This window comes from Mycolicibacterium xanthum, assembly GCF_019710635.1.
Taxonomy (GTDB): Bacteria; Actinomycetota; Actinomycetes; order Mycobacteriales; family Mycobacteriaceae; genus Mycobacterium; species Mycobacterium xanthum.
Window position 1 is genome coordinate 424,325 of record NZ_JAIFZS010000001.1, and the last position, 22,355, is coordinate 446,679.

21 protein-coding genes are annotated in these 22,355 nt (G+C 71.0%); 17 read left to right on the top strand and 4 right to left on the bottom strand.

All coding sequences use genetic code 11. The features are described from left to right. Positions 1 to 3 precede the first annotated feature (3 nt). The 8 genes from JDV09_RS01935 (at position 4) to JDV09_RS01970 (ending at position 10,727) form a co-directional block, all read left to right on the top strand. Positions 4 to 450, top strand: a complete 447-nt coding sequence (locus JDV09_RS01935) for a GNAT family N-acetyltransferase (protein WP_221367393.1) — start codon at positions 4 to 6, stop codon at positions 448 to 450. Between the two features lie 68 nt (positions 451 to 518). Continuing rightward, on the top strand, positions 519 to 2,321 hold the full coding sequence (locus tag JDV09_RS01940; protein WP_221367488.1) for a magnesium chelatase subunit D family protein: 1,803 nt from the start codon (positions 519 to 521) through the stop codon (positions 2,319 to 2,321). Positions 2,322 to 2,331: 10 nt separating this feature from the next. After that, positions 2,332 to 2,946, top strand: a complete 615-nt coding sequence (gene cobO / locus JDV09_RS01945; protein ID WP_221367394.1) for a cob(I)yrinic acid a,c-diamide adenosyltransferase — start codon at positions 2,332 to 2,334, stop codon at positions 2,944 to 2,946. A 91-nt stretch (positions 2,947 to 3,037) separates the two neighbouring features. After that, positions 3,038 to 4,432: a cobyrinic acid a,c-diamide synthase CobB gene (locus JDV09_RS01950; protein ID WP_221367395.1), complete on the top strand. Its 1,395-nt coding sequence runs from the start codon at positions 3,038 to 3,040 to the stop codon at positions 4,430 to 4,432. Positions 4,433 to 4,512: 80 nt separating this feature from the next. Continuing rightward, positions 4,513 to 5,712, top strand: a complete 1,200-nt coding sequence (cobA, locus tag JDV09_RS01955; RefSeq protein WP_221367396.1) for a uroporphyrinogen-III C-methyltransferase — start codon at positions 4,513 to 4,515, stop codon at positions 5,710 to 5,712. Positions 5,713 to 5,745: 33 nt separating this feature from the next. Next, positions 5,746 to 7,353, top strand: coding sequence for an MFS transporter (locus tag JDV09_RS01960; protein ID WP_221367397.1), 1,608 nt, complete (start codon positions 5,746 to 5,748; stop codon positions 7,351 to 7,353). A gap of 110 nt (positions 7,354 to 7,463) precedes the next feature. Continuing rightward, positions 7,464 to 8,945 (top strand): MFS transporter, encoded by a 1,482-nt coding sequence (locus JDV09_RS01965; RefSeq protein ID WP_221367398.1) that lies wholly within the window; start codon positions 7,464 to 7,466, stop codon positions 8,943 to 8,945. A 27-nt stretch (positions 8,946 to 8,972) separates the two neighbouring features. Next, positions 8,973 to 10,727 (top strand): proline--tRNA ligase, encoded by a 1,755-nt coding sequence (locus JDV09_RS01970; protein WP_221367399.1) that lies wholly within the window; start codon positions 8,973 to 8,975, stop codon positions 10,725 to 10,727. Positions 10,728 to 10,736: 9 nt separating this feature from the next. Here JDV09_RS01970 and JDV09_RS01975 read toward each other — a convergent pair whose 3' ends face one another. Together JDV09_RS01975 and JDV09_RS01980 are read right to left on the bottom strand one after the other, a co-directional pair. Next, entirely contained in the window at positions 10,737 to 11,207 is a 471-nt protein-coding gene (locus tag JDV09_RS01975; protein WP_221367400.1) for a ferritin-like domain-containing protein, read from the bottom strand. Continuing rightward, positions 11,204 to 11,737: a hypothetical protein gene (locus JDV09_RS01980; protein ID WP_221367401.1), complete on the bottom strand. Its 534-nt coding sequence runs from the start codon at positions 11,735 to 11,737 to the stop codon at positions 11,204 to 11,206. The genes JDV09_RS01975 and JDV09_RS01980 overlap by 4 nt, the downstream gene beginning before the upstream one ends. Before the next feature lie 156 nt (positions 11,738 to 11,893). Here JDV09_RS01980 and rimP point away from each other — a divergent pair, with 156 nt between their 5' ends. The 7 genes from rimP to JDV09_RS02015 all read left to right on the top strand — a co-directional run bounded on the left by rimP (position 11,894) and on the right by JDV09_RS02015 (position 19,835). After that, a complete protein-coding gene (rimP, locus tag JDV09_RS01985; RefSeq protein ID WP_221367402.1) occupies positions 11,894 to 12,427 on the top strand; it encodes a ribosome maturation factor RimP in 534 nt (177 codons plus the stop codon). Then, the gene (gene nusA, locus JDV09_RS01990) at positions 12,424 to 13,479 is read left to right on the top strand and encodes a transcription termination factor NusA (protein WP_221367403.1); all 1,056 of its coding nucleotides are present in this window, start codon (positions 12,424 to 12,426) and stop codon (positions 13,477 to 13,479) included. Before rimP ends, nusA begins: the two co-directional genes overlap by 4 nt. 68 nt (positions 13,480 to 13,547) lie before the next feature. Continuing rightward, positions 13,548 to 13,922, top strand: coding sequence for a YlxR family protein (locus JDV09_RS01995; RefSeq protein ID WP_221367404.1), 375 nt, complete (start codon positions 13,548 to 13,550; stop codon positions 13,920 to 13,922). A gap of 78 nt (positions 13,923 to 14,000) precedes the next feature. Beyond that, positions 14,001 to 16,745, top strand: coding sequence for a translation initiation factor IF-2 (gene infB, locus JDV09_RS02000; protein ID WP_221367405.1), 2,745 nt, complete (start codon positions 14,001 to 14,003; stop codon positions 16,743 to 16,745). A gap of 264 nt (positions 16,746 to 17,009) precedes the next feature. After that, positions 17,010 to 17,534, top strand: a complete 525-nt coding sequence (gene rbfA, locus JDV09_RS02005) for a 30S ribosome-binding factor RbfA (RefSeq protein ID WP_221367406.1) — start codon at positions 17,010 to 17,012, stop codon at positions 17,532 to 17,534. Beyond that, complete coding sequence (locus JDV09_RS02010; RefSeq protein ID WP_221367407.1) at positions 17,515 to 18,507, top strand: DHH family phosphoesterase; 993 nt, start codon at positions 17,515 to 17,517, stop codon at positions 18,505 to 18,507. Before rbfA ends, JDV09_RS02010 begins: the two co-directional genes overlap by 20 nt. Before the next feature lie 8 nt (positions 18,508 to 18,515). Continuing rightward, a complete protein-coding gene (locus JDV09_RS02015; protein ID WP_221367408.1) occupies positions 18,516 to 19,835 on the top strand; it encodes an MATE family efflux transporter in 1,320 nt (439 codons plus the stop codon). Between the two features lie 66 nt (positions 19,836 to 19,901). On the opposite strand, the gene JDV09_RS02020 is transcribed toward JDV09_RS02015, so the two are convergent. Continuing rightward, complete coding sequence (locus JDV09_RS02020) at positions 19,902 to 20,516, bottom strand: class I SAM-dependent methyltransferase (protein WP_221367409.1); 615 nt, start codon at positions 20,514 to 20,516, stop codon at positions 19,902 to 19,904. 184 nt (positions 20,517 to 20,700) lie between these two features. After that, positions 20,701 to 21,474, bottom strand: a complete 774-nt coding sequence (locus JDV09_RS02025) for an enoyl-CoA hydratase (protein WP_221367410.1) — start codon at positions 21,472 to 21,474, stop codon at positions 20,701 to 20,703. A gap of 45 nt (positions 21,475 to 21,519) precedes the next feature. On the opposite strand from JDV09_RS02025, the gene JDV09_RS02030 reads away from it, so the two are divergent. Beyond that, positions 21,520 to 21,786 carry a DUF2277 domain-containing protein gene (locus JDV09_RS02030; protein WP_221367411.1) on the top strand — a complete coding sequence of 89 codons (267 nt, stop codon included), beginning with the start codon at positions 21,520 to 21,522 and terminating at the stop codon, positions 21,784 to 21,786. Then, positions 21,783 to 22,352, top strand: coding sequence for a DUF1802 family protein (locus JDV09_RS02035; protein WP_221367412.1), 570 nt, complete (start codon positions 21,783 to 21,785; stop codon positions 22,350 to 22,352). The genes JDV09_RS02030 and JDV09_RS02035 overlap by 4 nt, the downstream gene beginning before the upstream one ends. Positions 22,353 to 22,355 lie beyond the last annotated feature (3 nt).

Here is a 22,355-nt window from a genome sequence, read left to right on the forward strand (position 1 = left end):
CGGATGACGGTCGCGCTACGCCGCAGCTGGGCCAAGGACCTCGACGCCGCCACGCTCTACGAGCTGCTCAAGCTGCGCGTGGAGGTGTTCGTGGTCGAACAGGCGACGCCCTACCCGGAGCTCGACGGCCGCGACCTGCTCAGGGAGACCCGGCATTTCTGGCTGGAGAACGACGAGGGAGAGGTCATCTCGACGCTGCGCCTGATGGAGGAGTATCCCGCGGGCCAGAAGGCGTTCCGGATCGGCCGGGTGTGCACCAAGCGCGGCGACCGAGGGCAGGGGCACGCCGCGCGGCTGCTGCAGGCGGCGCTGGCCGAGGTGGGCGACTATCCGTGCCACATCAACGCACAGACCTACCTCGCGGATATGTACGGCGGGCACGGGTTCGTCCGCGACGGTGACGAGTTCCTCGACGACGGCATCCCGCACGTGCCGATGGTGAAGCCGTGAACGCCGCCGCCGACCCGATCTACCCGTTCAGCGCGCTGGTCGGTCACGACCGGCTGCGGCTGGCGCTGATGCTGTGCGCCGTGCGGCCCGACATCGGCGGGGTGCTGATCCGCGGCGAGAAGGGCACCGCGAAATCCACCGCCGTGCGGGGGCTGGCGAAGGTGCTGACCGTGGCGTTCGAGGCGTCCGGTGATCACGGTGGGCAATTGGTGGAGTTGCCGATCGGCGCCACCGAAGACCGGGTGGTCGGATCGCTGGACCTGCAGAAGGTACTGCGCGACGGCGAGCACGCGTTCTCGCCGGGGTTGCTGGCACGGGCGCACCGCGGGGTGCTCTACGTCGACGAGGTCAACCTGCTGCACGACCACCTCGTCGACGTGCTGCTCGACGCGGCGGCGATGGGCCGGGTGCACATCGAACGCGACGGTGTGTCGCACAGCCATGAGGCGCGGTTCGTGCTGATCGGCACGATGAACCCCGAAGAGGGCGAGCTGCGCCCACAGCTGCTGGACCGGTTCGGCCTCACCGTCGACGTGCAGGCCTCCCGCGACGTCGACGTGCGCGCCGAGGTGATTCGGGCGCGGCTGGCCTACGAAGCCGACCCCGCCGGGTTCGCCGCCCGGTTCGCCGGCGCCGACGCCGAGCTGGCCGGACGCATCGCCGACGCGCGGGCGAGCCTGCCCGGTGTGGTGCTGCCCGACACCGAGTTGCGGCGCATCGCCGCGCTGTGTGCGGCGTTCGACGTCGACGGGATGCGCGCCGACCTGGTGGTGGCCCGCACCGCGGTGGCGCACGCCGCGTGGCGGGGTGCGGGCACCGTGGACGAACAGGACATCCGGGTGGCCGCCGAGCTGGCGCTGCCACACCGTCGCCGCCGGGATCCGTTCGACGACCCCGGTCTGGACCCCGAGCGTCTCGACGACGCGATGCAGCAGGCCGCGGAATCCACCGACGGGCCGCCCGACACCGAGCCCGACCCGCCCGGTGGCGGATCGCAGCCCGACGGTGCGGCCGACGGGGGACCTCCCCGGCAGGGCCAGGCTCCTGGGACCCGGCCGAGTGCGCCGCCGTCGCCCGTGTTCCGTACCAAGGCTCTGGTGGTTCCAGGGGTCGGTGAGGGTGCCCCGGGGCGCCGTTCGCGCGCCCGCAACCGCACCGGCACCGTGGTGTCGTCGACCACCGAACCCGGCGCCGGGCACGGCGTGCACGTCTTCGCCACCGTGGCCGCCGCCGCGGGCCGGCAGGACGGACCCGGCCGGCTGCGCCCAACTCCCGATGACGTACGCCGAGCGGTCCGCGAAGGCCGCGAGGGCAACCTGGTGATCTTCGTCGTGGACGCCTCGGGCTCGATGGCGGCGCGGGACCGGATGTCGGCGGTCGGCGGGGCCACGCTCTCGCTGCTGCGCGACGCCTATCAACGCCGGGACAAGGTCGCGGTGATCACGTTCCGCGGGCAGGATGCCAGGGTGCTGCTGCCGCCAACGTCGTCGGTCTACATCGCCAGCCGCAGGCTGGCCCGGTTCGACACCGGTGGCAAGACCCCGCTGGCGCACGGCCTGCTGGCGGCCCGCGACATGGTGGTCCGCGAACGGGCCCGCGACCGGGCCCGCCGCAGCCTGGTGGTGGTGCTCACCGACGGTCGTGCCACCGGCGGTCCCGACCCGGTCGACCGCGCCCGCGCGGCCGCGGCCCGGCTGGTGTCCGAGGGGGCCGCGGCGGTCGTCGTGGACTGCGAGACGTCCTATATCCGGCTCGGACTGGCCGCGGATCTGGCCGGGCACCTGGACGCGCCGGTGGTGCGGCTGGATCAGCTACGCGCCGACACCCTGACCGAGCTGGTCAAGGGACAGTCCGACCGGGGCGCGGCGTAGGAGGGATGACATGCCGCAAGGCCGACCGCTGACGGTTCCCCGCGACGGGCTGACCACTCGCCAGCGACGCAACGCCCCGTTGCTCGCGGTGCACACCGGGGCGGGTAAGGGCAAGTCGACCGCGGCGTTCGGGATGGCCCTGCGCGCCTGGAACCAGGGCTTCGACATCGCGGTGTTCCAGTTCGTCAAGAGCGCCAAGTGGAAGGTCGGCGAGGAGACCGCGCTGTGCGAGCTGGGCCGGGTGCACGACGAGCGGGGCATCGGGGGCCCCGTCGAGTGGCACAAGATGGGCTCGGGCTGGTCGTGGTCGCGCAAGGACGGCACCGAGGAGGATCACGCGGCCGCGGCGGCCGAGGGCTGGGCCGAGATCGCGCGCCGGCTGGCCGGGGAGCGGCATGACTTCTACGTGCTCGACGAGTTCACCTACCCGCTGAAGTGGGGCTGGGTGGACACCGACGAGGTGATCGCCACGTTGGCGGCGCGTCCGGGCACCCAGCATGTGGTGATCACCGGCCGCGATGCGCCGCCGGCCCTGATCGACGCCGCGGACCTGGTTACCGAGATGACGAAGGTGAAGCACCCGATGGACGCCGGCCGCAAGGGCCAGAAAGGCATCGAGTGGTGAGCGGGGACGCTGTCGACCGGTGCGAGCGCGCGCGAAATGACGACCGGCGCGGCGTGTCGCTGTACAGACCCGCGCGCTCGCGGGAACGAGGGTGAGCACGCCGGCGGTGGTGATCGCCGCGCCGGCGTCCGGCAGCGGCAAGACCACCGTGGCCACCGGCCTGATCGGCGCGCTGCGCCGGTCGGGCAGCCGGGTGGCGCCGTTCAAGGTCGGTCCCGACTTCATCGACCCCGGCTACCACGCGCTGGCCGCGGGCCGGCCGGGCCGCAACCTGGACCCGGTGCTGGTCGGCGACGCGCTGATCGGCCCGCTGTACCGGCATGGCAGCGACGACGCCGACATCGTCGTCGTCGAGGGTGTGATGGGGTTGTTCGACGGCCGCATCGGCGCCGCCGCCACCGGCACCGCCCGAGGCTCCACCGCGCACGTCGCCGCGCTGCTGGGTGCACCCGTCGTCCTCGTGGTCGACGCGCGCGGGCAGAGCCACAGTGTGGCGGCGCTGCTGCACGGTTTCGCCACCTTCGACCACAGCGTCCGCATCGCCGGGGTGATCCTCAACCGGGTCGGGTCGGCCCGCCACGACGACGTGCTGCGCCAGGCCTGCGAGCAGGCCGGGGTGCCGGTGCTGGGATCGATTCCGCGCGCCGACGAACTGAGCGTCCCATCGCGACATCTGGGTCTGGTGACCGCCGTCGAGCACGGGCGGCTGGCCGGCGCGGCCGTCGACGCGATGACCTCGCTGGTCGCCCGCCATGTCGACCTGGCCGCGGTCCAGCGGGCGGCCGCGGCGCGGGTCGGCGACGGCGCGTGGAGCCCGGCCTCGGCCGACCCGATCAGCGGCCCGGTCACCGTCGCGCTGGCCGCGGGCAAGGCGTTCAGCTTCGGCTACCCGGAGCACGCCGAGCTGTTGCGCGGAGCGGGGGCCACGGTCGCGGAGTTCGATCCGCTGGCCGATCCGCTGCCCGCCGACGCGGCCGCCCTGGTGCTGCCAGGCGGATTCCCCGAGCAGTACGGTCCCGAACTGTCGGCCAACGACGGCGTGCGCGGGCAGATCAGGGCGCTGGCCGAGCGCGGAGCGCCGGTGCACGCCGAGTGTGCGGGGCTGACCTATCTGGTCGACGATCTCGACGGTCATCCGATGTGCGGGGTGCTGAGCGGGTCCGCCACGTTCACCGACACGCTGACGCTGGGCTACCGGGATGCCGTCGCGGTCACCGACTCCCCGCTGCACGCCATCGGTGAGCGTGTGGTCGGCCACGAGTTCCACCGCACCACCGTGCGATTCGGCTCCGGCCGGCAGCCCGCGTGGCGCTATTCGGGCCGGGCGGGGGAGATCGTCCAGGACGGCGCGGTGCGCGCCGGCGTGCACGCCGGCTACCTGCACACCCATGCCGCTGCACATCCCGAGGCGATCGCCCGGTTCGTCGCGACCGCCGCCTCGACCACTAGGCTCGCCCGGTGCCGCGCACGCGAGGAGCAGAAATGACGGCCGCGCACGCGAGGAGCAGAAATGACGGCCGCGCACGCGAGGAGCAGAAATGACGGCCGCGCACGCGAGGAGCAAGAGTGACTTCTGAGAACGCGTATCTGGCCGGCCTGCGCCTGACGGGCAAGAAGGTCGTCGTCGTCGGTGGCGGCACCGTGGCACAACGCCGCCTGCCCCTGCTCATGGCCAGCGGCGCCGACGTGCACGTCATCTCCCGCCACGCCACCCCTGCCGTCGAGGGGATGGACGGCATCACGCTGACGCTGCGCGAGTTCCGCGAGGGCGACCTGGACGACGCGTGGTATGTGATCGCCGCGACCGACGATCCCGGTGTCAACGCCGCCGTCGTCGCCGAAGCCGAGCGCGGGCGCATCTTCTGCGTGCGGGCCGACTCGGCCAGGGACGGGACCGCGGTCACCCCGGCGTCCTTCGAGTACGAGGGCCTGGCCGTCGGGGTGCTGGCGGGTGGCGAGCACCGCCGGTCCGCGGCGATCCGATCGGCGATCCACGAGGCGTTCCAGCAAGGTGTCATAGGCGCCGAGGCGCCCGGTGTGGTCCGTGGTGGTGTCGCGCTGGTCGGCGGCGGTCCCGGCGATCCGGAGCTGATCACCGTGCGCGGCCGGCGGCTGCTGGCACACGCCGACGTCGTCGTCGCCGACCGGCTGGCCCCGCAGGAACTGCTCGCCGAGTTGTCGCCGGATGTCGAGGTCATCGATGCCGCCAAGATTCCGTACGGCCGCGCGATGGCGCAGGACGCGATCAACGAGGTGCTGATCGACCGGGCCAGGGCGGGCAAGTTCGTGGTGCGCCTCAAAGGCGGCGACCCGTTCGTGTTCGCCCGAGGCTACGAAGAGGTCGTCGCGTGCGCCGAAGCCGGTATTCCGGTCACCGTCGTACCCGGTGTGACCAGCGCCATAGCGGTTCCGGCGCTGGCCGGCGTCCCGGTCACCCATCGCGGCATGACGCATGAGTTCGTGGTGGTCAGCGGCCATGTTGCGCCCGGGCATCCCGAATCGTTAGTGAATTGGGATGCGCTGGCCGCGATGAACGGCACAGTTGTTTTGCTGATGGCGGTCGAGCGGATCGAGCTTTTCGCCAAAGCATTGCAGAAAGGCGGTCGACCTGCGGATACGCCGGTACTTGTGGTCCAGCACGGCAGCACGGCGGGACAAAGGACTTTGCGGTCGACCCTTGCGGATGCGCCGGAACGCATCCGTTCCGAGGGCATTCGGCCCCCGGCGATCATCGTCATAGGGCCGGTCGCGGGCTTCGCCGCTTAAAGGATTCTTAAGATTACTGTAAGGTAACCCGTTATGACGGCTCTCAACGATGCGGAGCGTGCCGCCATCCATCGTGACGAAGAAGTCCAGGGGCAACGGCGCTCGGACCGGGCGCTGCCCGCGCGGGTGTCCGCCGGTGGTCGCGGTGCTGACGTGCCGCTGCCCGGCAAGTCGCCGGCCGCCTGGTGGCCATCGCGGCGTTTCATCGCGGCGGTCATCGCCATCGGCGGCATGCAGCTGCTGGCCACCATGGACAGCACCATCGCCATCGTGGCGCTGCCGAAGATCCAGGACGAGCTGAGCCTGTCCGACGCCGGCCGGAGCTGGGTGATCACCGCCTACGTGCTGACGTTCGGCGGACTGATGCTGCTGGGCGGTCGGCTCGGCGACACCATCGGCCGCAAGCGCACCTTTATCGTGGGCGTCGCGCTGTTCACCATCGCGTCGGTGCTGTGCGGGATCGCCTGGGATGAGGCGACCTTGGTGGTCGCGCGGCTGCTGCAGGGCGTCGGCGCGGCGATCGCGTCGCCCACCGCTCTGGCGCTGATCGCGACGACCTTCCCGAAGGGCCCGGCGCGCAACGCGGCGACAGCGGTGTTCGCCGCGATGACCGGTGTCGGTTCGGTGATGGGCCTGGTCGTAGGCGGTGCGCTGACCGAGGTGTCGTGGCGGCTGGCGTTCCTGGTGAACGTGCCGATCGGCCTGCTGATGATCTACCTGGCCCGCAAGACGCTGCGGGAGACCAACCGTGAGCGGTTGAAGCTGGACGCCGCGGGCGCGTTGCTCGCCACGATGGGCTGCACCGCCGCGGTGTTCGCGTTCTCGATGGGGCCCGAGCAGGGCTGGGTCTCGCCGGTGACGTTGGGTTCCGGGGCGGCCGCATTGGCCTGCCTGGGCGCCTTCCTGTGGGTCGAACGCACCGCGGAGAACCCCGTCGTGCCGTTCAGCCTGTTCCACGACCGCAACCGGGTCGCCACGTTCGCGGCGATCTTCCTGGCGGGCGGGGTGATGTTCACGCTGACGGTGCTGATCGGGCTGTATGTGCAGGACATCATGGGCTACAGCGCACTGCGGGCCGGCATCGGTTTCATCCCGTTCGTGATCGCGCTCGGGATCGGTCTGGGGCTGGCTTCGGCGCTGGTGTCGAAGTTCCCGCCGCGGGTGCTGGTGATCGGCGGTGGAGTGCTGGTGCTCGGGGCCATGGTCTACGGCTCGACGCTGGACGCCGGCATTCCGTACTTCCCGAACCTGGTGCTGCCGATCGTGGTCGGCGGCTTCGGTATCGGCATGATCGTGGTGCCGCTGATGATCTCCGCCATCGCCGGTGTCGGCTTCGATCAGATCGGCCCGGTGTCGGCGATCGCGTTGATGCTGCAGAACCTGGGCGGCCCGGTCGTGCTGGCGGTCATCCAGGCGGTGATCACCTCGCGCACGCTGTACCTGGGCGGCACCAACGGCCCGGTCAAGGACATGAACCCGGTACAGCTGCACGCGCTGGACCAGGGCTACACCTACGGTCTGCTGTGGGTGGCCGCGGTGGCCGTCGTGGTCGGCGGTGCCGCGCTGTTCATCGGCTACACGGCCGAACAGGTGGCCCACGCCCAGGAAGTCAAGGACGCGATCGACGCCGGAGAGCTGTAGAGCTCGACATCGGGCTCCTGCGAGCCCCAGCCCCAAGCGATTTCGGCGTGATATTCGTCGCTCACCGTCGATAATCACACCGACATCGCCACTCGGTAGGGTGGCTGTCCATGTCATCCGAGCGCGCGGCGACGCCGCTGTCGTCCTCGGTGCTCGGCGTCGCGATCGTCGCGATCACCGGTATGCAGCTGATGGCCACGCTGGACGGCACCATCGTGATCGTCGCGTTGCCCCGGATGCAGGCCGAGCTGGATCTCTCCGACGTGGCCAAGAGCTGGGTCATCACCGCCTACGTGCTGGCGTTCGGCGGTCTGCTGCTGCTGGGCGGCCGTATCGGCGACGCGATCGGGCACAAACGCGCATTCCTGTCCGGCGTCGGCACCTTCACCATCGCTTCGCTGGTGTGCGGTGTGGCCACCGACGGGATCACGCTGATCGTGGCGCGCGCCGTGCAGGGTGTGGGGGCCGCGGTGGCGGCGCCGACCGGGCTGGCGCTGATCGCGACGACGTACGCGGTCGGTCACGCGCGTAACCGCGCCCTGGCGGTGTCGGCGGCGATGCAGGCCACCGGTTCGGTGCTGGGCCTGGTGCTCGGCGGTGCGCTGACCGTCGTCTCCTGGCGGCTGGCGTTCCTGATCAACGTTCCCATCGGCATCGTCATCGTCACCACCGCGGTGCTCAGCCTCGCCGAGACCCACCACGAACGCCTCAAACTGGACGTCACCGGCGCGCTGCTGGCAACCCTGGGTTGTACATCGGCGGTCATGCTGTTCACCCAGGGCCCCGCGCGCGGCTGGGTGGACCCGTTCGTCATCGGCGCGGGCGTCGCCGCCGCGGTGTTCTTCCTGGCGTTCCTGATCGTGGAGCGCTCCGCGGAGCACCCGATCGTTCCGCTGGCGGTGTTCGACAACCGCAACCGGGTGATGACGTTCGTCTCGCTGTTCCTCGCGGGTGGGGTGATGCTGACCGCGACCGTGATGATCGGGCTCTACGTGCAGGACGTGATGGGTTACTCCGCGCTGCGGGCGGGGGTGTGCTTCATCCCGTTCGCCCTCGCGCTGGGCGCGGGGACGATCATGGCGGCGCGGATCGCCCCGCACGTCGCACCCCGCTGGCTCGTCATCGCCGCCGGGATGCTGGTGGTCGGCGCGATGCTCTACGGCTCCACCCTCAACCGCGGTGTCCCGTACTTCCCGGATCTGGCCATGCCCCTGGTGGTGGGCGGCTTCGGCATCGGGGTGATCTCGGTGGTCCTGCCGCTGTGCGCGGTCGCCGACGTGGGCCCCCGCGAGATCGGACCGGTCTCGTCGATCACGCTGATGGTGCAGAACCTGGGCGGCCCGATCGTGCTGGTGGTCATCCAGGCGGTGCAGGTGTCGCGCACCCTGTATCTGGGGGGCGCGACCGGGCCGGTGGCCGCGATGACGCCCGCCCAACTCGATGCGCTGGACGCCGGCTACACCTACTCGCTGTTGTGGGTGGCCGCGGTCGCGGTGCTGGTCGGGTTGCCGGCGTTGTTCATCCGGTTCACCGCGCGCGAGATCGCCACCGCGCAGCACACCCGCGAGGCGGTGGAGGCCGGTGAGTTGTAGCCGCACCGGTAAGTAAGGTGGTCGGCTGTGATCACCCGCATGTCCGAGCTGTTCCTGCGTACCCTGCGAGACGATCCGGCCGACGCCGAGGTGCCCAGCCACAAGCTGCTGATCCGGGCCGGCTACGTGCGCCCGATCGGGCCGGGCCTGTACAGCTGGCTGCCGCTGGGGCTGCGGGTGCTGCGCAAGATCGAGAAGGTCGTGCGCGACGAGATGATCGGCATCGGGGGCCAGGAGATCCTGTTCCCGGCGTTGCTCCCGCGCGCGCCCTACGAGACGACGAACCGCTGGACCGAGTACGGCGACAACCTGTTCCGCCTGCAGGACCGCCGCGGTAACGACTACCTGCTCGGCCCCACCCACGAGGAGCTGTTCACCCTGACGGTGAAGGGGGAGTACTCCTCTTACAAGGACTTCCCGCTGCTGTTGTTCCAGATCCAGACCAAGTACCGCGACGAGGCCCGTCCGCGGGCGGGCATCCTGCGCGGGCGCGAGTTCATCATGAAGGACTCGTATTCGTTCGACGTCGACGACGACGGGCTGAAGAAGGTCTACCAACACCACCGCGAGGCCTATCAGCGGATCTTCGATCGGCTCGGGGTCCGCTACGTCATCGTCTCCGCCGTGTCCGGCGCGATGGGCGGCAGCGCTTCCGAGGAGTTCCTGGCCGAGAGCGAGGTCGGCGAGGACACGTTCGTGCGCTGCCTGCAATCGGGCTATGCGGCCAACGTCGAAGCGGTGCTCACCGCGGTGCCGCCGTCGATCCCGATCGACGGTCAGCCCGAGGCCACGGTGTACGACACGCCCGACGCCCCGACCATCGCCGCGCTGGTGGACTGGGCCAACGCCGCGACCCTGCCCGAGTTCGGTGGCCGCGAGGTGGTGGCCGCCGACACGCTGAAGATCGTGCTGCTCAAGGTGCGCGAGCCCGACGGCGACTGGGAGCTGCTGGCCGTCGGCGTCCCCGGTGACCGCGAGGTCGACGAGAAACGGCTGGGCGCCGCACTCGAACCGGCCGAGCACGCGCTGCTCGACGACGCCGACTTCGCCGCCAACCCGTTCCTGGTGAAGGGTTACGTCGGTCCGAGGGCCCTGCTGGCCAACGGTGTTCGGTATCTGGTCGATCCGCGGGTGGTGGACGGAACGTCGTGGATCACCGGTGCCGACGAGCCGCACAGACATGTGGTCGGTTTGGTGGCCGGGCGCGACTTCACCCCCGACGGCACCATCGAGGCCGCCGACGTACGCGACGGGGATCCGTCGCCCGATGGTGCCGGGCCGCTGGTGTCGGCGCGCGGCATCGAGATCGGTCACATCTTCCAGCTGGGCCGCAAGTACACCGACGCATTCACCGCCGACGTGCTCGGCGAGGACGGCAAGCCGGTCCGGTTGACCATGGGCTCCTATGGGATCGGGGTCTCCCGGCTGGTGGCGGTCATCGCCGAACAGCACCACGACCAGCTCGGTCTGCGCTGGCCCGCGACGGTGTCACCGTTCGACGCGCACCTGGTGATAGCCAACAAGGACGCCCAGGCGCGTGCGGGAGCCCTCGAGCTGGCCGACGAGCTCGACCGGCTGGGCATCGAGGTGCTGCTGGACGACCGGCAGGCCTCGCCGGGGGTCAAGTTCAAGGACGCGGAGCTGTTGGGCGTGCCCCGGATCGTGGTGGTGGGCCGCGGCTGGGCCGACGGGGTGGTCGAGCTGCGGGACCGGTTCAGCGGCGAGACGCGCGAGATCCCGGTCGGTACAGCGGCGACCGACATCGCCGCGGCGCTCGGCTGACCCGGCCGGTCACTCCGATCCGCCGGGGAACGCCACGGTGGTCTGTGTCCGACCGAACAGGCGCCGCCACCGCGCCGCCATCACCGCGCACTCGGTGAGCGCGGTGACCCCGAAAGCCCGCACGTTCTGATCGGTTGCCTGCTCCACGACCGCCCGCCAGGCCACCGCCGCGTCCTGCTCCATCCCGACAGCCAGCTCGAAGGCCCCGGCGGGGTCGTCGACCTCGGCGGGCAGCTGATAGCCGGCCGCGGGCAGCGGGACCTCGGCGCCGCGCTCCTCGAGCAGGGCGATGGCCGCTTCCCGGCGCGCACGGTGCTGGGCCATCGCGTCGGAGACCAGATAGTTGACCTCCGGCGTCGAATGCGCCGACACCAACCCGTACCCGTAGATGGTGGCGTGCTCGGTGGCCACCGCGTCGAACAGCGCCCCGTCGGCCGGGTCGCCCGGGCGGTTCGGGTCCCGGGGCTCCGGTGAGGTCACCGCTTCCCCCCGACCGGCACCAGCGCCACGGCGTAGGCCGATGTGCAGGCCGCCGCGATCGACGCGAGCAACCCGGCCCGGTAACCCGACAGCGCGGTCGCCGCGGTGGTGGCGCTGTCGGCGGAGACGCGCAGCGCCCCGATCACGTCGTCGACGGTGGGCGCGGGTGCCGCGACCGCCGAGGTCGTCGTGGTGGTGCTCGCGACGACGCTGGTCGAGGGCGCCGGCCGACCCGTGAGCCGGACGATCTCGTCGGCCAGCGCATCGGCGTGCGCAGAGCGTTCGGCGGCCACCGTATTCAGCGTCGCGGCGATCGGACCGCGGGTGGTCGCGGCGGTCCGGGCGGCGAGTTCGCTGTCCGCGCGCGCCCGGTCGAGCGCGGTGGTCAGGTCGTCGAGGTCCGGGGGTGGTGGTTGGGTGCCGCACCCCGCCGAGGTCGCTGCGGTCACCCCGAGCGCGGCGATCGCGCTCGCGCCGACGAGCAGGCGTCGGCGGCTGACGGTCGGCTGGCGGCGCGGCACGTGTGCCATCCTGCCATTGCCGGGTGGCCGGCCGGGGAAGCCCTGTTCGGGTCCTCGGCTCTTTTCGTCGATTGGCCCGGTGGCGCTGGCGTATCGTGGTGACTCAGGTTCGCGGGGTTCAGCGTGCGAACCGAGGTCCGGACAACTCAAGACGAGGAGCTCGCCGTGGCGGAGCGGTCAGCGGGATTGCCGTCGCAACGACAGGTGGTCGAACTGCTCGAGGGCGAGTTCGGGCGCGCAGGATTCGACATCGAGGACGTGGTCATCGACGCCGGCGCGCGGCCACCCCGGATCACCGTGGTGACCGACGGTGACAACGGACTGGACCTCGACTCGATCGCCGAACTGTCCCGTACGGCATCGGCGCTGCTCGACGACCTCGACACACCCTCCTATGTCCTGGAGGTGACCTCGCCCGGGGTGGACCGGCCGCTGACCACCGCGAAGCACTTCCGGCGCGCGCAGGGACGCCTGGTGGAGATGACGTTGTCCGACGGGTCGAGCCTGAGCGGACGGCTCGGCGGCAGCGGCGACGACACCGTGCGGCTGGTGGTGCGCGAAGGCGCCCGCGGTGGCCTCGCCGTCCGGGAGGTCCCGTTCGAATCGATCGCCAAAGCCGTTGTCCAGGTGGAGTTTTCGTCACCGAACCCACGCGAGCTGGAACTGGCCGGCCAGTCCGGAAAGGATGCCCGAACGTGAACATCGACATGGCCGCCCTGCATGCGATCGAGGCCGACAAGGGAATCTCGGTCGACATCGTCGTCGACACAATCAAATCGGCACTGCTGACCGCGTACAAGCACACCGAAGGCCATGAGCCCGATGCCTATATCGACATCGACCGCAAGACCGGTGTGGTCAAGGTGATCGCTCGCCAGACCGATGACGACGGCAACGTGCTGCACGAATGGGACGACACCCCTGAGGGTTTCGGGAGGATCGCGGCGACCACGGCGCGCCAGGTGATCCTGCAGCGACTGCGCGACGCCGAGAATGAGAAGAACTTCGGGGAGTTCTCGGCCCGCGAGGGCGACATCGTCGCCGGGGTCATCCAGCGCGACGCACGGGCCAACGCCCGCGGTCTGGTGGTGGTCCGAATGGGCAGCGAGACCAAGGGTTCCGAGGGGGTGATCCCGGCGGCCGAACAGGTTCCGGGGGAGCGCTACGAACACGGCGACCGGGTGCGCTGCTATGTCGTCGGCGTCACCCGGGGTGCCCGCGAACCCCTCATCACGCTGTCGCGCACGCATCCCAATCTGGTGCGCAAGCTGTTCTCGCTGGAGGTCCCCGAGATCGCCGACGGCTCGGTCGAGATCGTCGCCGTCGCCCGAGAGGCCGGCCACCGCTCCAAGATCGCCGTCGCCTCGCGCGCGCCCGGGCTCAACGCCAAGGGCGCCTGCATCGGGCCGATGGGGCAGCGGGTGCGCAACGTGATGAGCGAACTGTCCGGGGAGAAGATCGACATCATCGACTACGACGAGGACCCGGCCCGGTTCGTCGCCAACGCCTTGTCGCCCGCCAAGGTGGTGTCGGTGACGGTGATGGACGAGGCCAACCGCGCGGCGCGGGTGATCGTGCCCGACTTCCAGTTGTCGCTGGCGATCGGCAAGGAGGGCCAGAACGCCCGGTTGGCGGCGCGGCTGACCGGATGGCGCATCGACATCCGCAGCGACGACGCGTCGAGCGATCGGCCGACGGGCCGGCCCGAGCCCAGGCCCGACGCCGCGCACGGCGCGGTGGGCGACCGCTAGGGCAGCGCGCTCGCGCGGGTTTCGGCACCGGTTTTCGTTTCGGCTCTCCGGTGACGGTAGACTCAGCTGTGATCCAGCGCGAGACATCGGCTCGGATACGGAAAAGCACCCTCGACCCGTCGGGTGGACCGGTGCGGACCTGCATCGGATGCCGGAAACGAGGGCTGGCCGTCGAACTGCTTCGGATGGTCGCTGTAGACGGCGGGAACGGCGAGATCGCCGTGACCGTTGACGCAGCGAGAAGACTGCCGGGGCGGGGTGCCTGGTTGCACCCCGATCCGGACTGTCTGGCCGCAGCGGTTCGCCGGCGGGCGTTCGGTCGAGCGTTGCGGATCACCGGTTCACCGGACATCACCGCGGTGTTGGAGCGCTTCGAAGCATCTTCGGAACGTGAGGGCGCCCGGGTAAGAGAACAGGTAGCGAAGAACATGAGCACACCGTGAAGTCCCGATGACCATGCGTCATAGCTAACCCGAGGCGCGGCGCCTACCACCGCTGTCGCCTCCAGACGAGGAGATGTAGTGGCAGGTAAGGCCCGTGTGCACGAGTTGGCCAAGGAACTCGGTGTCACCAGCAAGGAAGTGCTCGCCCGACTGAGCGAACAGGGCGAATTCGTCAAATCGGCGTCGTCGACGGTGGAGGCCCCCGTCGCTCGCCGGCTTCGTGAGTCGTTCGGCGGCGGCAAATCCGCCGAGAAGATCAAGAGCAGCGGCAACGGCGCGCCCGTGAAGCCGTCGGCGCCGGACCGCCCGCCGGTGCCCAAGCCGTCCGCGCCGCAGGTGGTCAAGCAGCCCGCGCCGCCGGCCGAGATGCCCGCGCCCCCGGCTGCGCCGCCCGCCCCGGCGGCGGCGACCCCGCCGTCGGCCGTCACCCCCGCGCCGCCGGTCAGGCCCACTCCCGGTCCGCGACCCGGCCCGACGCCGGGACCCAAGCCCGGACCCAGGCCCGCAGCGCGGACCCCGCGCGTGGGCAACAACCCGTTCTCCTCGCAGCAGCCCGTCGAGCGGGCCATGCCCAGGCCTCAGGGCCCGGGGGGCCCCCGCCCCGGCCCCGGCGCCGGCGGACCCCGCCCCGGCGGCGGACCGCGCCCGGGTGCCACCCCGGGAAGCATGCCGCCGCGCCCGCAGGGCGCGCGCCCGGGTCCCGGGGGTGGCACCCGTACCGGTGGGCCGCGGCCGGGCAGCGGACCCCGTCCCGGTCCCGGTGGCGGCGGTCGTCCCGGTGGGGGCGGCGGTAACTACCGTGGCGGTGGCGGCGCCGGAGCCGGTGCCGCCGGCGGTGGCGGCGCTCCCGGAGGTTTCCGGGGCCGTCCCGGCGGTGGTGGCGGCCGTCCCGGCCAGCGCGGTGGTGCGGCCGGTGCGTTCGGTCGTCCCGGTGGCGCGCCCAAGCGCGGTCGCAAGTCGAAGCGGGCGAAACGCGCCGAGTACGAGAACATGCAGGCGCCGGTCGTCGGTGGGGTGCGGTTGCCGAAGGGCAACGGCGAGACCATCCGGCTGGCCCGCGGGGCATCGCTGAGCGACTTCGCCGAGAAGATCGACGCCAACCCGGCATCGCTGGTGCAGGCGCTGTTCAACCTCGGTGAGATGGTCACCGCCACCCAGTCGGTCGGCGACGAGACCCTCGAGCTGCTCGGCAGCGAGATGAACTACGTCGTGCAGGTCGTCTCGCCCGAGGACGAGGACCGCGAGCTGCTGGAGTCCTTCGACCTTTCCTACGGCGAGGACGAGGGCGGCGAGGAAGACCTCGAGCAGCGCCCGCCGGTGGTCACCGTCATGGGTCACGTCGACCACGGCAAGACCCGACTGCTGGACACCATCCGGCAGGCCAACGTCCGCGAGGGCGAGGCCGGTGGAATCACCCAGCACATCGGCGCCTACCAGGTGGCCGTCGACCACGACGGCGACGAGCGCCTGGTCACCTTCATCGACACCCCGGGTCACGAGGCGTTCACCGCCATGCGTGCCCGCGGCGCGAAGGCCACCGACATCGCGATCCTGGTGGTCGCCGCCGACGACGGCGTGATGCCGCAGACGGTGGAGGCGGTCAACCACGCCCAGGCCGCCGACGTGCCGATCGTGGTGGCGGTCAACAAGATCGACAAGGAGGGTGCCGACCCGGCCAAGATCCGTGGTCAGCTCACCGAATACGGTCTGATCCCCGAGGAGTACGGCGGCGACACCATGTTCGTCGACATCTCGGCCAAGCAGGGCACCAACATCGAACAGCTGCTGGAGGCGGTCGTGCTGACCGCGGACGCGGCGCTGGACCTGCGGGCCAACCCCGACATGGAGGCCCAGGGCGTGGCGATCGAGGCACACCTGGACCGTGGCCGCGGCCCGGTGGCCACCGTGCTGATCCAGCGCGGCACGCTGCGGGTCGGCGACTCGGTGGTCGCCGGCGACGCGTACGGCCGCGTCCGCCGCATGGTCGACGAGCACGGCGAGGACGTCGACGAGGCGCTGCCGTCACGGCCGGTGCAGGTCATCGGCTTCACGTCGGTGCCGGGTGCCGGTGACAACTTCCTGGTCGTCGACGAGGACCGCATCGCCCGCCAGATCGCCGACCGGCGCAGCGCGCGCAAGCGCAACGCCATGGCGGCCCGGGCCCGCAAGCGGATCAGCCTGGAGGACCTGGATTCGGCGCTGAAGGAGACCAGCCAGCTCAACCTGATCCTCAAGGGCGACAACGCCGGTACGGTCGAGGCGCTCGAAGAGGCCCTGCTGGGTATCCAGGTCGACGACGAGGTCGAGCTGCGCGTCATCGACCGCGGGGTCGGCGGTGTCACCGAGACCAACGTCAACCTGGCGTCGGCCTCGGATGCGATCATCATCGGCTTCAACGTGCGTGCCGAGGGCAAGGCCACCGAGCTCGCCAACCGCGAGGGTGTGGAGATCCGCTACTACTCGGTGATCTACCAGGCCATCGACGAGATCGAGGCGGCGCTCAAGGGCATGCTCAAGCCGGTCTACGAGGAGAAGGAGCTCGGCCGCGCCGAGATCCGGGCGATCTTCCGGTCGTCGAAGGTCGGCAACATCGCCGGCTGCCTGGTCACCTCGGGCATCATCCGCCGCAACGCCAAGGCGCGGCTGCTGCGCGACAACGTGGTCGTCTCGGAGAACCTCACGGTGTCCTCGCTGCGACGCGAGAAAGACGATGTCACCGAGGTCCGCGACGGCTACGAGTGCGGTCTGACGCTCACCTACTCCGACATCAAGGAAGGCGACGTCATCGAGACCTACGAACTGGTCGAGAAGGAACGCGGCTAGTGATGAGCGCTTGCGCGAAGAACCGCGAACTCAGGATGAGCGCGTGCGCGACGAACCGCGACCTCAGGATGAGCGCTTGCGCGACGACCCGCGAACTCCGGATGAGCGCGTGCGCGACGAACCGCGACCTCAGGATGAGCGCTTGCGCGACGACCCGCGAACTCCGGATGAGCGCGTGCGCGACGAACCGCGACCTCAGGATGAGCGCTTGCGCGACGAACCGCGAACTCAGGATGAGCGCTTGCGCGACGAACAGGGGGCACGGTGGCTGACCCCGCACGGGCGAAGCGGCTGGCCAAGCGGATCTCCACGGTGGTCGCCTCGGCGATCGAGTACGAGATCAAGGACCCCCGGCTGGCCGGGGTGACGATCACCGACGCGAAGGTCACCAACGACCTGCACGACGCGACGCTGTACTACACGGTGATGGGACGATCGCTGGACGAGGAACCCGACTACGCAGGTGCCGCCGCGGCACTGGACAAGGCCAAGGGTGTGTTGCGCACCAAGGTCGGCGCCGCGACGGGCGTCCGGTTCACCCCGACGCTGGCGTTCGTCCGCGACACGGTGCCCGATACCGCGCACCGGATGGAGGAGCTACTGGCCCGTGCCCGGGCCGCGGATGAGGATTTGGCAAGAGTTCGACAGGGTGCCAGGCACGCCGGCGACGCCGACCCGTACCGTGTAAGCGGGGCGGAGGGCGACCCAACCGGGGTAGTGGACGAGAGCACAGACGGGCCGGACGCTGAGGGTGACTTCGACTCAATCGATGACGGACGCGGCGATTGACGCTGCGGCGACGGGCGCGCGTGTCGACGCCCGCGCCGCCGCGGCGCTGCTGTCGGCGGCCCGCTCGGTCACCGTCCTCTGCCACGTCCACCCCGATGCGGACAGCGTCGGAGCCGGGCTCGCGCTCGCGCTGGTGATCGATGACCTGGGCAAGGACGTCGAGGTCAGCTTCGCCACCCCGGACAAGCTGCCGGAGTCGCTGCAGACGCTGCCCGGATGCCATCTGCTGGTGGCTCCGGACGACCTGCGCCGAGACGCCGATCTGGTGGTCACCGTGGACGCCCCGAGCGCCGACCGGCTCGGCTCCCTGCGTGACCTCATCGCCGACGGCCGCGACGTGCTCGTCATCGACCACCACGCCTCCAACGGCCTCTTCGGGTCGGCCAACCTCGTCGACACGTCGGCGGACTCCACCACGGTGGTGGTTGCCGACCTGCTGGACACCTGGGGTCAGCAGATCGACGCGAAGGTGGCGCACTGCCTCTACGCCGGGCTGACCACCGATACCGGTTCCTTCCGGTGGGCCAGCGCGCGTGGACATCGGCTCGCGGCCCGGCTGGTCGACCTCGGCGTCGACAACGCCGGAATCACCCGGACCCTGCTCGACACCCACCCGTTCGCGTGGCTGCCGATGCTGTCGCGGGTGTTGGGTTCGGCGCGGTTGATCCCCGACGCGCTCGGCGGTCGCGGTCTGGTCTACGCGGTGGTTCCGCACGACGAATGGGTGTCGGCCCGGTCGGAGGAGGTCGAGAGCATCGTCGACATCGTCCGGACCACGCAGCAGGCCGAGGTGGCCGCGGTTTTCAAGGAGATCAGGCCACGGCACTGGTCGGTGTCGATGCGCTCAAAGTCTGTGGACCTCACCCCGGTCGCCGGTGGATTCGGGGGTGGTGGGCACCGCCGGGCAGCCGGGTACTCGGCCGACGGCACCGCGGAGGACGTCGTCGCCGGGCTGCACCGGGCCCTCGGCTGACCCTGGTCTTGACTGACCCGTTGGAGCCGGCGACCAGCCGGCGGATCGCCGCGCTGGCGTTCCCGGCGCTCGGTGTGCTGGCCGCCGAGCCCATCTATCTGCTGTTCGACCTGGCCGTGGTCGGTCGGCTCGGTGCGCTGAGCCTGGCCGGCCTGGCGATCGGCGCGCTGATCATGGGGGTGTTGAGCTCCCAGCTGACGTTCCTGTCCTACGGCACCACTGCGCGGGCCGCGCGCTTCTACGGCGCCGGGGACCGGCCCGCCGCCGTCGCGGAGGGGGTCCAGGCCACCTGGCTGGCGCTGGGGATCGGCGCCACCATCGTGGTGGTGGTCCAGGCCACGGCGGTGCCGCTGGTCTCCGTGCTGGCCGCGGGCGGCGACATCACCGAGACGGCGTTGCCGTGGGTGCGGATCGCCAGCCTGGCGGTGCCCGCGATCCTGGTGGCCGCCGCCGGCAACGGGTGGATGCGCGGCGTGCAGGACATCGTGCGGCCGCTGCGCTATGTGGTGTTCGGTTTCGCGGTGTCCGCGGTGCTGTGCCCGGTGCTGGTGTTCGGTTGGCTCGGCGCTCCCCGGCTCGAGCTGGCCGGCTCCGCGGTGGCCAATGTGGTGGGTCAGTGGCTGGCCGCGGGGCTGTTCTTCCGCGCGTTGGTCGTCGAGCGGGTGGGCCTGCGGTTGCAGCCCGCGGTGCTGCGCGCCCAGGTGGTGATGGGCCGGGACCTGGTGCTGCGCACGATGGCCTTCCAGGCCTGCTTCGTCTCCGCCGGTGCGGTGGCCGCCAGATTCGGCGCCGCGGCGGTGGCCGCTCACCAGGTGGTGCTGCAGCTGTGGAGTTTCCTTGCGCTGGTGCTCGATTCGTTGGCGATCGCCGCGCAGGCCCTGGTCGGCGCGGCGCTGGGCGCCGGACAGATCGAGCACGCGAAGTCGGTGGCGTGGCGGGTGACGATCTTCTCGACCGTGGCCGCCGCCGTGCTGGCCGCGGTCTTCGCGCTCGGCTCGTCGGTGCTGCCGGGCATCTTCACCGACGACCGGTCGGTGCTCGACGAGATGGGGGTGCCGTGGTGGTTCCTGGTCGCCCAGCTGCCGGTCGCGGGGGTGGTCTTCGCGCTCGACGGGGTGCTGCTGGGCGCCGGCGATGCGACGTTCATGCGCAATGCGACGCTGATCAGCGCGCTGGTCGGGTTCCTGCCGTTGATCTGGCTGTCGTTGGCGTTCGGCTGGGGGCTGCTGGGTATCTGGTCGGGGCTGAGCACGTTCATGGTGCTGCGGCTGCTGTTCGTGGGCTGGCGCGCGTTCTCCGGGCGCTGGCTGATACCCGGCTCCTCCTGACGTTCGGCGAGCGGGCGTGTCTGTACGCTCCCGCTCCGCGAGTCGCGTACCGATCGGCGCGCTCGATCAGGGCCGGCGAGCGCTCACCGTCCACACCCGACGTCGTCCGGCCCGGTGTGCGTCCACCACCACGTCGTCGAAACCGGCCGAACGGCACAGTGCGGCAAAGGATTCCGCCTGTCGCCCGGTCCAGCCGTGGCTGGCGAACCCGGTCGCACCCTCCTCGACCTGCCGTTCCACTGCGAGCAACCGGCCGCCCGGCGTGAGCACCCGGTGGATCTCGGTGAGCGCGGCCTCGACGTCGCGCCAGTGGTGCACCGTCGCCAGCGCCCACACCAGCGTGGCCGCACCTTCGTCGACCGGAACGGCTTCGGCGCTGCCCTCGGCCCAGCGGGCCTGCCCGCCCCGGGTGACCGCTCGCGCCACCCGAAGCATGGTCGGGGACGGATCGACCCCGGTGGCCCGTGCGCCGCGACTGGTCGCTGTGCGCACGGCGTTGCCCGGTCCGCAGCCGATGTCGACGACGTGGTCGGCGTCCGACACCTGGGTCAGGTCGGCGGCCAGTCGGGCGCTGTCACGGCCGACGAGAAGGAAGACTGCCGCGCACAGCATGCCGGTGATGCCGGCGAAGCCCGGGTGATCGGCGTGGTGGTTGACCGTCGTCGGGTCCGGTTCACTCATGGCGTCCACCTTGCCGTCTCAGGCCGCGCTGAAGTCAAGGGCTGCGCTGGAACCCATGTGTGTCGAGGCGGCGCGCTGACCGTTGGCGAGCGCGCGGTGTTGCACGCGACACGCGGAGCGGGAGCGGGCAAACACGCGCCCTCGCGGCACAAAGCCTATGGCCGCACCTGCGTGCGGCTTCTGCCTATGGCCGCACCTGCGTGCGGCCGCGTTCCATGACGCCGCTGCGGCTCGCGGCGATGTCGTCGCCCGTCGTGGTGCTCATCCAGTCCCGCGCCGAGGCGGCCTCCAGCCACAGCGCCGAGCTGTTCTGCGACTCGTCGATGAGGTGGTAGGACGCCATCAGCGCGCGCACCGCCTTCTGGTTGTTACCGACGATCGAGGTCGCCACCTGCCGGGCGGTGATGAGCAGCTCGGAGTGCGGCACCACCTGGGTGGCCAACCCGCAGCGCAGGGCCTCCTCGGCCGACAGGTAGTCGCCGGTCATGCTCATCCGCCTGGCCATCCCGACGCCCACCTTCTGCGGCAGCCGAACCGACAACCCCCAGGTCGGCAACAGCCCGACCCTGGCGTGGGTGTCGGCGAAGCGGGCCTCCTCGGAGGCGATCAGGATGTCGCAGTACAGCGCGATCTCGAGGCCACCGGTGACCGCTGCGCCGTTGATCGCGCCGATCACCGGCTTGCTCATCGGCGGCCACTTCGGCGAGATGTCGGGCAGCTCGGTGGTGTCGCCGAGCTCCTTGAGGTCGAGTCCGGCGCAGAACACCGGGTCGGCGCCGGTGAGAATGACGACGTCGACGTCGTCGTCGGCCTGAGCCTGGCGCAGCGCGCCAAACAGCCGGCCGCGCAGCGCCGAGGACAGCGCATTGCGCGACTGCGGCCGGTTCAAGGTCAGGGTGCGGATCCGATCGGTGGTGTCGACCAGCAGGACGTCGGCGTCGAGGGCGGAGTCGGTCATCCGCTCACCGTATCTGCCAGTCGGCGCGCGCCTATCGTGGAGTCCATGTGCCGAAACATCACCGAGCTGCGGGGCCTGGAGCCGGCCGCCACGCCCGAGGAGATCGAGGCCGCCGCCCGCCAGTACATCCGCAAGGTCAGCGGGATCACCCGGCCCTCCGGTGCCAACCTCGAGGCGTTCGACGCGGCCGTCGCCGAGGTCACCGCGACCACCGAACGGCTGCTCGCCGGGCTGCAACCGCGCCGGCAGCCACCGAAAACCGTTCCGCCGCTGCGTCGTCCGGAGGTGCGCGCCAGGCTGGGGCTGCGATGACCGCAACGCTGACGCAGCCCGCGCTCAAGGAGTGGAGCGCGGCGGTGCACGCACTGCTCGACGGCAGGCAGACGGTGCTGCTGCGCAAGGGCGGGATACACGAGAAGCGCTTCGAGGTGGCGGCGTCGCGGTTCCTGCTGTTCCCGACGGTCGCGCACGGTCACGCGCAACGGGTGCGCCCCGAACACCGCGACCTGTTGGAGGCATCCGCGGCCGACAGTACCGACGACGAGGTGGTGCTGCGCGCCGGGGCCACGGTTGTCGCGGCTGTCGAGGTGATGCGCCCCGAGGCGCTGCCCGACCTGGCGCCGTTGCACATCTGGACCGATGAATCGGTGCGGACCGACCGGCTCGATTTCCGTCCCCGTCACCGTCTCACCGCGTTGGTGGTCTCGGCGGCACCGCTGGTCGAGCCGGTGCGGTTGACGCGCACCCCCGACTTCCGGGGTTGCGCGAGCTGGGTCCAGGTACCGGTGCACCCGCGGTGGGCCGCTCCTGTGCACGACGACGCGACGCTCCGCGGGGTCGCCGAGCGGCTGAGCCGCTCAGTGGGTGAGAGCGGCTGAGCC

Coding starts and splice junctions, on each gene's coding strand:
- JDV09_RS01935 (WP_221367393.1), top strand. CDS start 4: ATGACGGTCGCGCTACGCCGCAGCTGGGCCAAGGACCTCGACGCCGCC.
- JDV09_RS01940 (WP_221367488.1), top strand. CDS start 519: ATGCTGTGCGCCGTGCGGCCCGACATCGGCGGGGTGCTGATCCGCGGC.
- cobO (WP_221367394.1), top strand. CDS start 2,332: ATGCCGCAAGGCCGACCGCTGACGGTTCCCCGCGACGGGCTGACCACT.
- JDV09_RS01960 (WP_221367397.1), top strand. CDS start 5,746: ATGACGGCTCTCAACGATGCGGAGCGTGCCGCCATCCATCGTGACGAA.
- JDV09_RS01965 (WP_221367398.1), top strand. CDS start 7,464: ATGTCATCCGAGCGCGCGGCGACGCCGCTGTCGTCCTCGGTGCTCGGC.
- JDV09_RS01980 (WP_221367401.1), bottom strand. CDS start 11,737: ATGGCACACGTGCCGCGCCGCCAGCCGACCGTCAGCCGCCGACGCCTG.
- JDV09_RS02010 (WP_221367407.1), top strand. CDS start 17,515: ATGACGGACGCGGCGATTGACGCTGCGGCGACGGGCGCGCGTGTCGAC.
- JDV09_RS02020 (WP_221367409.1), bottom strand. CDS start 20,516: ATGAGTGAACCGGACCCGACGACGGTCAACCACCACGCCGATCACCCG.
- JDV09_RS02025 (WP_221367410.1), bottom strand. CDS start 21,474: ATGACCGACTCCGCCCTCGACGCCGACGTCCTGCTGGTCGACACCACC.
- JDV09_RS02030 (WP_221367411.1), top strand. CDS start 21,520: ATGTGCCGAAACATCACCGAGCTGCGGGGCCTGGAGCCGGCCGCCACG.
- JDV09_RS02035 (WP_221367412.1), top strand. CDS start 21,783: ATGACCGCAACGCTGACGCAGCCCGCGCTCAAGGAGTGGAGCGCGGCG.